Below are 11,741 nucleotides of genomic sequence, written 5' to 3'. Positions count from 1 at the left end.
TACAGTTTTAAACTCTATTGTTCTAAAATCTATGCCGAAGCTGTACTGATCCACCGGCCTGGCGAGTATTTTCTGATACAGCGCCTCTGGCAATAAAAGAAAGGACGAAATTTTCGTTGACCGTAAGCTCTAAGCCTGCTGAGACCTCTCCGTAAACCCGGTCATTGTCAAGTTCAAAGCCAAAATTTGGCAGGGCCCCATCAAAGCTTGAATAACGAGCATCCATTTTTATATTCGGGTCGTTCAAAAATGCAGTCACACCCAAGCGGGTATAGATTATTCCCGACATGTCACCATAATTTAGGCTTTCCCCGAATTCCACTGCAGGCCTCACGGCAGCGAAGCCCTTAGACAAATTGTCGATCGACCAATTAAAGTCGCCTTTGCCCTTTTCCCGGAAGCTTTCTTGCCAAACCTGCATGGCCATCAGTCCAATAGCCGGCTTTATCAGATAGTCGCCATTGGTAAATACCTTCGAGGCACGCAACTCGCCACCGATAAAACCACCGAACGGGCTACTTTTTGCCTTATATCTGCCACTGTGAGTCTGGTAGCTACGGGAATAGTTGTAATCAAACAGGCCAGCGCTAAGCATGGCTGACAGTGTTGTCTCACCGATTTCTTTCTTGATCGCGCCACCGCCCTGAAGGCGATAACCATCCTGTTTGAAGTTGGAGTCATCCAACCAAAACCTATCGAAACCGGCAGCCACTTCGTAAAAAAGTTTTGGCCGAATTTCACGCTGAACACCGCCCATCAACCCCACCCAGTGCTCGTCGTATCCCGGGTTGTAACTGGTCCTATCCTGGTCAAAATTGTTGCCCGTAATCATTCCCCATTCACAGGACTCCTGCAGCATAAACTGATCCAGGGATGTGCGGTCGAGGTTCGGGCAGCTATTCAGCAAATCGTGCAGGATTCTTACCGTCCGCGATGCAATGATCCCTGCTGCACCGGATTCATTGGGGTTATGTTCGCGGTAATAGGTATCGAGATCGGAAGTCGAGCTGGTGGTCAGGAACAATGTCGTCATGTCAGACATATTCGCATATTCATCCGAGCCATCATCAAACAAATCGCGCACATCGACAATAATCTTATCCAGGTAGGAAACAAATGACAGTGAACCCTTCGACAGTGGTGAGCTGGTTTTAATAAAGGTGGTGGACTGCCCCAGTGGAGAAGCAGTGTCAGTGTCATCATCCGAGGTGGTGGTGGAAGAGGTGGACGCAGAATAGTCCACCGTATAGGTCATATAAAGTTCAGTGAAGTCTTCACTAAATTCCAGCGCGTAGGAAACTGTGACGCTGTCGCTATCGATGCTCAAGCCAATATCGCTGACCAATTCATCCGCTTTGAAGATGGTGACGGTGCCGCTTTCGCCGGAGGTCAGCAGGTTGGTGCCGGAAATAATGTTGGGTTCCACAAAACCATTCAAATCGGCAAACAGGTTGGCCGAGATCAGGTCGGCACTGCCGTCGTCCTCGCTGTCACCCATCTCATAGTCGACCCACAGGATACCGCTGGTGTCCTGGGTGATCATCTTGACTGCCACATTGCTGGTCCAGATTTCATCCACGAACCCTGCCGTCATCAACCCCTCATTTTTGAGCTCATTCGTCGTTGACTCATCTCCCATAGAAAAGTCGGTGCCGAGCTGCAGAGTGCCGCTGCTCTCGTTGGTCAGGTACTGGTCATAGCTAAAGTCGAGGGACACCTCGCCGGTAAAGGTGCCTGAATTCTGAATTGTGACCGTGCCGCCCGAGACCTCCACGGCATCGCCGCCGGTTTCGATATCGTGCTGCAGCGTACTGCCCTCGTCGATGGTGATGGTGTTGTCGTCGCCATCGAGCAATACGATGGCGGACTGTGCGTCCCGGTCCGCCAGAATCTCGGCATCGTCTTTGATGGTGATACTGATACTTCCGCTGCTTTCCGAGCCCTGGCTCTGTGCCAGAATGGCGCGGGAATCCGTGCCGGCGGCGATAATATCGCCCCCCACCGTGATCTCTACATCGCCGGCGGTGTTGTCATAATCACTGGAGTCATCGGCGTCATCCACGACACCACCAACCGACTGGGCGAAAATGCCCACAGACCACTCCCCGGATACCCTGACCTCTTCGGTGGTTTCAACCTTGACTGTGCCGCCATCCCCACCCGCGCCGGCACTGCCGCCCAAGTAAGTATCATCGGCTTCCGACCCAGCCGCACCGCCACCGCCGCCGATCGACTGGGCCCAGACACCGTGGGCGTAATCGCCGCTGGTAAGGATTTCCCCATCGACATTGATGGTAACATCGCCAGCATTGCCGCCATCGCCAGAATCACCCGAGGCCGCTACGCCGAGGCCGATATTGAGTTCACTAGATATCACACCGAGTCCTAATTCAGGGTCCCCTGCAGTACCGCCGCCGCCGCCAACAGATTGCACATAAATACCCATCGCCCCTTCGCCGGAGGTGGAAATGGTGCCGCTGTTGGTAATCGTGACATCATCGCCATCACCGCCACCACTGCCGCCCTCTGCTAGGGCGACTTTGGTAAGAAAGCCGCCAGAGCCATCGCCTCCGGAGCCACCTCCACCGCCCACCGAAAGAGCAACGATAGCGGCACCGCTGTCCCCTGACGTAGTGATGTCACCACTGTTACTGACGGTCACCTCGCCAGCATCCCCGGAGACCCCCGCCGAGCCACCGACCTCAATCTCATAATCGGCAACCAAAGACGTCAGGCTAAAGCCTGCAACCGTATCAATTGCACTGATAAAAGTAGCAATATCATCGGCCACCTCATTGCTGGTAAAGGCGGTGATGCCACCGCCGCCATCGCCTCCAGTACCGCCGCCCCCACCAATGGACTGCGCAAAAATGCCATGGGAGGCGACGCCTGAAGTCGTTAACGTTTCGGTGTTAGTGACGTTAACGTCTTCCCCATCACCGCCGCCTTCCCCATCACCGCCAATGGAAACCGTCAATTCAAAATCGGTATCGTCAGACCCGCTGTCACTGGAGGTTGCCACTTGCACTACATAACTCGATGCAGAGCCACCAGCCCCGCCGCCACCGCCGACGGATTGGGCAAAGATGCCACTAGCCACCTCACCCGAGGTAGTAATACTTTCGTAATTGTTGACGGTTACGGTATCCGCATCCGCGCCACTGCCACCGGAACCACCCACATCAACCGTTGCCGATATCGCCGCCAGGCTTTGAGCTGAGTCGGTAGTGATATCGATAATAATTGAACCCGCATTTCCACCAGTACCACCATTACCACCAACCGAAGAGGCATGAATGCCATCTGAGCTGCCTTCTACGGTGGTCAATTCACCATAATTATCAACGGTTACTTCTCCGGCAACCGCCCCTTCGCCACCGCTACCACCTAGAGAAAGATCAAAAGAAATAGAACCATCTTGAGTTCCAATTAGGGAAACCGTGTAGGCATTCCCTCCGGAACCTCCATTACCACCGACCGATTTGGCGAAGATCGAGTGGGAGTAGAAACTAGAGGTACTAATAGTCCCGTTATTGGTGACCTTCACATCGCCACCCTGCCCTGAATCTCCGCCACTACCGCCGATGGTGACATCGACATCGGCGGCATAACCGGAAGACGCTTCAATCTGGCCCGAATACACCGAGCCGCCGGTGCCGCCGCTGCCTCCAGTGGAAACTGCAGTAATCCCTGTCGCAAAAATATCTGATGTGGTGATATCGCCACTATTATCAATCGTGACACCCCCGCCGGTATTGCCACTGCCAGCATCGCCACCCACGGTGACCGATACATTACCGGCGACATATTCACTCGCATTGAGACCGCCAGTAAAAGAAAAGCCACCATTGCCGCCATCGCCGCCAGTACTGGTGGCCTTGATGCCCGTCGCATTCGGCTTCTCCGTCGATAATGTACCGCTACTGGTTACCGAAACGTCTCCGCCCGTGCCGCTGGTGCCTCCATTGCCGCCGATGGCATAGGTCACATCGTCCATGGTCAAACCAGAAGCCGAAATACTGCCAATGGCCGAACCACCTCCGCCACCATTGGAGTTTGCATAAATTGCAACGGCATTCCTTCCTTCCGTGCTGATGCTACCGGTATTGTTCACGGTCACAGCTCCGCTACTACCACCATCACCGCCATTGCCTTCGACTGTCCCTTCGACATTTCCGAATTCTACGAGGCTGCCGGACACCGTCATGCCTGCACTGCCACCCGTTCCAGCGACGCTCTGGGCAAAGATGCCAAAGCCGCTATCACCCTCGGTTTCAATGGTGGAGGCAGAAGTCACTGTGACACTATCGGAATTGCCAGAAGCTCCGCCGTCTGCTCCTGTACTGAGATTTACAGATGCTCCACCTGTGACATCACCGGCAATGGTGAAAGAAGAGCTACCACCATTTCCCCCTATTGATTGGGCGTAGATCCCATAGGATTGAGCTTCTTGAACAGTGATATCCCCTGACTGGCTGGCAACGCAAACTTGATCACCATCACCGCCCTCGCCGCCGCTACCACCGACAGAAACATTTACACTCGCAAAATCAATTGCATCACCAGAGAATGCCCAACCGGCATCGCCGCCACCGCCACCGAGGCTCAGCGCGTAAATTCCATGAGATGAGTAACCGTCTGTGGAGATGGTGGTGTTACTGGTAACGGTGACTTCCTTACCGTCACCGCCTTCTCCTCCATCACCACCCTGGGTCACCTCCAATGAAGCGATATCCCAGCCAGTACCATTAAATGAGAAAGATGAGTCTCCACCGCCACCACCGACAGATTCCGCTACCAGTGCAGAGGAAAAGTCACCAGTGGTAGTTATGCTGCCACTGGTGGTGACGGTTACTTCGTCACCATCACCAGCTTCTCCACCGGAGCCACCGTTAGTGAAAGATAAATCAAGCCCAGCAACATCACTGACCGAGATATCGTAACCCGCACTACCACCTCCGCCACCCACCGAACGGGCTTCTATGCCTCGCGAATGGTTTCCCGAGGTCATTATGTCGACGTCTGTATCGACACTGACTGAATCGGCGTCTGCACCATTGCCGCCCCCACCGCTCATACCCAGATCAACTTCTAAAAGGATACTGGCGCTGATCGAAATATCAGCGCCGCCGGTGCCACCGCCACCGCCAATGGAGTGAGCCACGATACCGGACGAGCGCGAGCCGGTGGTGGTAATAGTAATCGCCGAGTCGCTGTCCGTAGACGGCTCAATAATCACCTCGCCGCCTGCGCCACCGTCACCCCCCGTGCCACCGTAGGCAGCTGTATATCCAACACTCAAGGAGAAGGCGCCACCGCCATCGCCGCCGCCACCACCCAAGGATTGCACCAGGATCGCATCCGCATCATCCCCTCCGGTCGTTACAGTAGAGTTGTCCATTTTAAGTTGAACTTTATCCCCGCTGCCCCCATCCCCACCGGTTCCACCTACCGTCTGTATACCGCTAGAGGAGCCTGCGGAGCCGCCACCACCGCCGATACTGGCCATATTGATCCCGTAGGAATTGTCGTCTGTAGTAGTGATAGTCGCTTCACCGACCGTAAGAAATACCTCTCCCCCATCACCACCGCTGCCCCCCGAGCCGCCGACTGCTGTGATTCCGTCCGCCGAGCCACCATTGCCACCACCGCCGCCAATACTCTGCAGCAGGATCGCGGTCGATTTCTCGGTCGCGGTGGAGAAACTGGCATCCTCAATGGTGACGTTAACTTCTCCGCCATCTCCCCCGGAACTGCCGGAACTGCCAAGCGCGCTAATATCATTGGAGGAACTGCCAGACCCACCACTGCCACCCACGCTGTGCGCGGTGAAAGCCGGTGCCACATCGCCGGTCGTGGTCAGCGAGCTGCCACTGCCGATGGTGACCGTAAGGGCGCCGCCATCGGCGTCAGCAGAAGAAGTATTTGCACCATAGGCATTGAAGGAACTACCGGCATCACCACCATCGCCACTGAAACCGCCCACCGACTGAAATAATATTGCCCGCGCTTCTGTACCAGAGGTGGTGATAGAGCCCGTAAACTCGACATTGACCCCACCACCGGCGGCCGCCGTGCCATCGGCGCCATTCACGATATCAAAGCCCGAAGGGGGTTCACCTCCTGCACCTCCCGCTCCGCCATAACTACGCACCAGCAGGCCCTGGGCCTCTTCACCGCTGGTGGTGATAGTCACTTCTTCCAAGGTAACGTCAGCATCATTGGCGACGCCGCCATTACCACCATCGCCGCCATAGCTGACATCCCCCGAGCCAACTCCACCATCTCCGCCATCCCCACCAACCAGTTCCGCGACGATGCCGTGATCGAAGTCACCACTACTGGTAATCGAAATAGATCCCGTCACCTCGCCAGAAGAGTCAACATTTGTGATATTGACACCCGCGACTTCGCCGCCATCACCGCCGGCGCCACCAAAAGAATCGGCAAACAATCTGGTTTCTGCATCACCACCATTTCCGCCATCACCGCCCTTGACGCTGGCCTGGATGCCGATACCATCTTGATTAATAAAAGTCATCTCCTCCGATAGCTCTATAACGACCGACGCCGCAACACCACCCTTACCGCCAGCACCGCCAGTAGTTTCATCTCCCTCAGACAAATCAAAAGCTCCGTCCCCTCCTGAGCCCCCATAACTGATACCCAGGATACCGGCACCGCCAGCGGTGAGAGGCGCGTCATCAATGGTAACACTCACCTCATTGGTTATACCGCCAGCATCGCCGTCGGCGCCACTAGTGCCGGAAGCGCTTTCTCCATCTCCCCCCTCGGCAGTAATCTCGATAGCGGTATCGGTCACATCAATACCGTAATCAGACTCTTCGATGGTGATTATCAGTTCGGACGCATCTTCACCATCGGATTCGATGTCCGTCAATATGATGCCGTCATCGGCCGATAGCGCAGAGGTCTGATCCTCAAGGATCACTTCGGTCACAGAGCCATCAGTGTATTCAATCGTCTCGGTAATATCGCCGGTACAGGTAGCGGTAGATCCAGAGACTGTACAATCCGCCCTGGCAGGCTCTATATTGGCGAGATAAACCGCAGTGACGGGAATAATGGGTAATACCTGGAAAAATGAGGCGAGGACTTTTCGGCACAATTGCGGCTTTTTCATTATTCTTTCTCATCACAAAGTGAAGTGGGGAAAGATTAGTCATAGCCGCCAATTCCATCCATTTTGTAAACGCCAAAAACCTGCCAAACAAATAGTTAGACAGATCTCTCATCAATAGGATGGAAAAGAGACGCTGTTATGTTCATAACATCTCTTTGGGAGGGGTTTATCTAAATACCTTCTCGAATAATGCGCACTTTGCAAAAGCGCTCGCTACCTTTGCAAAGTGCGCTTGCTTGAAATTATTTTGCTAAATACATTGTAAACCTGGAGCTGAAGTTATCAGCTCCGCAAAGAAATAGTTATCAGTAATTTCTGATATTCGTATCAGTGATCGACCAGCTCAAAAGATCCCTCACCCAGGGCCCTATTAATCACAGCGGCCAGGCGCACACCACCTTGTTGCAAGCGCATTTCCACGGAATCTCGACAACGCAGGAAGTACTTTTCACCTAACTGAGTTTCATTGGTATAAGCCAGCTGATGAGCCAGTTGATGGGACTCTTTGGCCCAGTGTGTGGCGCTTGTAGACTGCCAAAGCCGGCTCTGGGCCGCGCCGATTTTTTCTGTCTGCTCTTTGGCATAATCCTGCCAATCACTAACTATCCGTGAGACGAGATGAATATCCCAAAGCGCATGCAGGTTGGTTTCCTCTCCAAAAAACTGCACCACGACATCATTCCCACCTCTATCCGAGTAAAGACCGGTATGTAGCGGTTGGTGTAGATCGCCCACAAAGTGGGTGATAAACATCAAGGCCTCAGCGCGCTCCGTACCTGATCGACTACGATCTGCAAGAACTTCTTCAAACTGCTGAATAGCTTTAAGGATGCAACCCGCCGGAGGGCAATCTCTCGCTGAGACATAACTGCGCCAGTCGCGTGACAGATTGATATAGTGCATGGGGGCAGCCCAGTTGTATTGCTCATTTGAGCGGATACGATCCGCCCAAGTGGCTGACTCTGCCAGGTGTGGCTCCCCAACTTCATCGAGAAGGAGTTCAACTTCTGCCGCCACATCCGGGGTCAAGTATTGCCATGCAATTTCCCCAATTACTCTATGACCATCGTCCCCCCAAGCGTGAACCTTGAGAACACTGAACACCCCAACAAGTACAATATTTATACAAATTATTTTTTTCAGCTTACCCATCTCAAGCATCCGCTCTAAAAATTTGTCGCTACCTTAATAAACATTTGTGACAAATTGGTATTCATCAATGCCGTCCTACCAATTTGTTACCAAATTGCAACAAATCGTTAACCTGCCCTTCAATTTCACCCGCTAAAAAGCACACTGGCCGAGACCTGGGGAAGCGTCTCGGGAGCCGATTACAACCAGTACCCTAAAAGCCACGCTGATGGCTCATTCAAGACCAGGATTTAGTTATGAAACCTTCAATTTTTCGGCGCATGTGCTTATCCGCTGCGATCATCTCCGCGATTGGTTCAACACAAGTCTCTCATGCTCAAGAAACTGCCGCAGCCATCCGCGGTTCGATCACTGGTAATGGTGGCGAAGTAATCAGCAATGCGAAAGTAACAGTAATTCATACTCCTTCTAACAGCCGACGCACAACGCAGGTGGGAGAGTCCGGTCAGTTTAATTTAAGTGGCCTTCGAGTTGGCGGCCCCTACACAGTGACGGTTGAATCCGACCAAGGGAAAAGAGTACTCGAAGATATCTACTTGTCCGTAGGCGATACCCTGCCCCTAATGCTAACCCTTGGCTCATCCAGCCTTGAAGAAGTCAGCGTACTTGGCCAGGCTTTGAGCAGCTCTCGATTGGCAGTGGGCCCCTCTTCCCATTTCAACAGCGACGATTTAAAAAGTGCACCGACTGGTGGTCGTGATATCAAGGATCTGCTTCGCCTTGACCCGCGTGTTTACATTGATGAGGCCAATGCAGATTCCATTCAATGTGCGGGAGCCAACCCTCGCTTCAACAGCCTGACTGTTGACGGCGTGCGTATGAATGACAACTTTGGTTTGAATAGCAACGGCTATCCAACCGAACGTATGCCATTCTCCTATGACGCTATCGATCAGGTAGCGGTCGAGCTGGCCCCCTTTGACGTACAGTATGGCGGCTTCAGCGCTTGTAATATTAATGCAGTGACCAAGTCCGGCAGCAATGAGTGGCACGGTTCTTTTTTCTATGACTATACCGATGATGGTTTTCGCGGGGACTCGTTAGAGGGAGAAGACATCAACGTCGCCAAGTTTGATGAAAAGCGATACAACGCAACCCTTGGCGGTGCCATTATCGAGGATAAACTTTTCTTTTTTGCAGCCTATGAAAAACTCGATGGTGTAGCTACTTTTGACCGGGGCCCAGTTGGTAGCAATGCCGCTACTGAAGTCCAGGGCGTATCCCAGGCTCAACTGGACGAAATTGTACGAATTTCCAACGAGGTCTACGGTTACAACCCGGGCAGCTTACCCAGTAGTCTTCCGGAAGAAGATGAGAAACTGTTAGTCAAGTTCGACTGGAATATTTCTGAAAACCATCGCGCAGCATTGACTTACAACTACAACGATGGTTTTTCTATTGCCGAAGCCGATGGCGATCCTGATGAGCTGGAACTGTCCAATCACTACTATGAGCGCGGGGCAGAGCTGAACGCCTACGTCGTGCAGTTATTTTCAGACTGGAGTGACATCTTCTCTACTGAAATGAAGATTGGTTATTCCGAGCTGGATAACCGTCAGATTTCCCTGGGGGGGACTGATTTTGGTGAAGTGCAAATCAGCACTTCCTACGATCATGACAACGATGGCAGTGACACAGATGCTACTGTTTATCTCGGTGCAGATGACTCCCGTCACGCCAACAAGCTGAGCTACGATAACCTGACCTTTAAACTCGCCGGCAAACTGCTTTTGGGTGAGCACAACCTGACTGCTGGCTACGAGCACGAAAATTTCGATATTTACAATCTGTTTATTCAGGAAGCTGCTGGTGAATATCGCTTTAGTAGTATTGAAAATTTTGAACAAGGCGTTGCCGATCGAATCATCTATGAAAATGCTTCTGGCACCAACAATATCCTGGATGCCGCCGCTGAATTTTCATACGGTATCGACACTCTCTACGTGCAGGATGAGTACACTTTTGCCAACGTCGACCTCACAGTTGTCGCGGGCCTGCGCTACGATCGCTACAGCAGCGATGACGAGCCTGTAGCCAATACAGATTTTAAAACAGCTTATGGCTTCTCCAACCAACACACCATGGACGGTCTCGATCTACTGCAACCCCGACTAGGTTTGAGCTGGAATGTCGATGACAACCTAGAGCTGCACGGTGGGGTTGGCCTCTATTCAGGTGGCAATCCGAACGTATGGATTTCCAACAACTACTCCAATAACGGCGTTATACAAATTGAGGCGAATGATTACAGTGGCACGCCTTTGTTTGATATGGATTGGACTGGTAACGGCGCTCCAATTTTCGACGTACCACAGTCCCTCTACAATCAAGTTGCGAGTGGAGACGGCTCTTTAGGTGGCGTAAACATGATGGACCCAGACTTTGAGGTTCCATCAGTTTGGAAATATGCACTTGGCGGTAGCTATGAGTTTGAGTCTGGTTATCTACTCTCTGCAGACTATCTCTACAGCGACTATAAAGATGCAGCCATTATTCAAGACCTATCTTTAGAGCAGATTAGTACCGCAGCCGATGGCCGGCCTGTTTACGCCAACGCTAATGGCCGCAGAGGCGACTACATGCTCACCAATGTTAAGGGTGATTCCGGTTATTCCAGTGTTATCTCATTGGGGCTCAGTAAATCTTTCGACTTCGGTCTCAATGTAGCGGTGGGCTATGCCTATACCGATGCGGAAGATGTGAACCCTATGACCAGCTCAGTGGCCTATTCTAACTACACGACTATCGCCACCGTGGACGCCCAGGATCCAGGCACGGCAACTTCCAACTACGTGGTTCCTCACCGTTTTACTCTGAAGTTGGACTATGCCCGCGAGTTTCTTGCCGGATATGAAACTCGCTTTACCCTCTTTGGTAGCGCAAATGAAGGCGTTCCCTACTCTTACACCTTCTCCAATTATATCTTTGGTGATGGGGGGCGAGGCCGTGGTCTGCTCTATGTGCCAACAGGCTTAGACGATGCCAATGTTGTCTTTGGGGATGACTTCGATACCGACGCATTCTTCGCATGGGTCGATTCTGAAGACCTAGATAGCGGCACTATGGAGCGCAACTCCCTCAGCAGCGATTGGTGGAGCAAATTCGACCTGCGTGTTGACCAGGAGCTACCCGGCTGGCGCGCAGACGACAGACTCAATGCTTTCTTTGTTATCGAGAACCTTGGCAACCTGCTAAATGACGAATGGGGAGTAATGTACGAGGGTGCCTTCCCACGCTTCCAGGCTGCTGTAGATGCGAATATTGATGAGCAGGGTCGCTTTGTATTTAACGAATTCAACGATCCAGCTGGTCAAACCCGCGTTACAGACGCTTCTCTATGGAGCGCCCGTATGGGAATTCGCTACGAATTCTAAGTACAAAAAAGCCGCGGCAACTGCCGCGGCTTTTTCATTCTCACAACTCAGTATGACAGCCCTGCTCAATC

General features: G+C 52.6%; 3 protein-coding genes. 1 reads left to right on the top strand and 2 read right to left on the bottom strand.

The genetic code is table 11. From position 1 onward, the window contains the following. Positions 1-22 precede the first annotated feature (22 nt). Together ACXAFI_RS08495 and ACXAFI_RS08490 are read right to left on the bottom strand one after the other, a co-directional pair. The gene (locus tag ACXAFI_RS08495; protein WP_475108448.1) at positions 23-7,144 is read right to left on the bottom strand and encodes a hypothetical protein; all 7,122 of its coding nucleotides are present in this window, start codon (positions 7,142-7,144) and stop codon (positions 23-25) included. A 327-nt stretch (positions 7,145-7,471) separates the two neighbouring features. Beyond that, complete coding sequence (locus ACXAFI_RS08490; RefSeq protein WP_475108447.1) at positions 7,472-8,296, bottom strand: S1/P1 nuclease; 825 nt, start codon at positions 8,294-8,296, stop codon at positions 7,472-7,474. A gap of 236 nt (positions 8,297-8,532) precedes the next feature. On the opposite strand from ACXAFI_RS08490, the gene ACXAFI_RS08485 reads away from it, so the two are divergent. Then, positions 8,533-11,670 carry a TonB-dependent receptor gene (locus tag ACXAFI_RS08485; RefSeq protein ID WP_475108446.1) on the top strand — a complete coding sequence of 1,046 codons (3,138 nt, stop codon included), beginning with the start codon at positions 8,533-8,535 and terminating at the stop codon, positions 11,668-11,670. The last annotated feature ends 71 nt before the right edge of the window (positions 11,671-11,741 follow it).

Source organism: Microbulbifer sp. ABH2_005 (genome assembly GCF_056160005.1).
The sequence above is the reverse complement of the archived record's forward strand: the minus strand, read 5'-3'. Positions and strand labels throughout refer to the sequence as shown.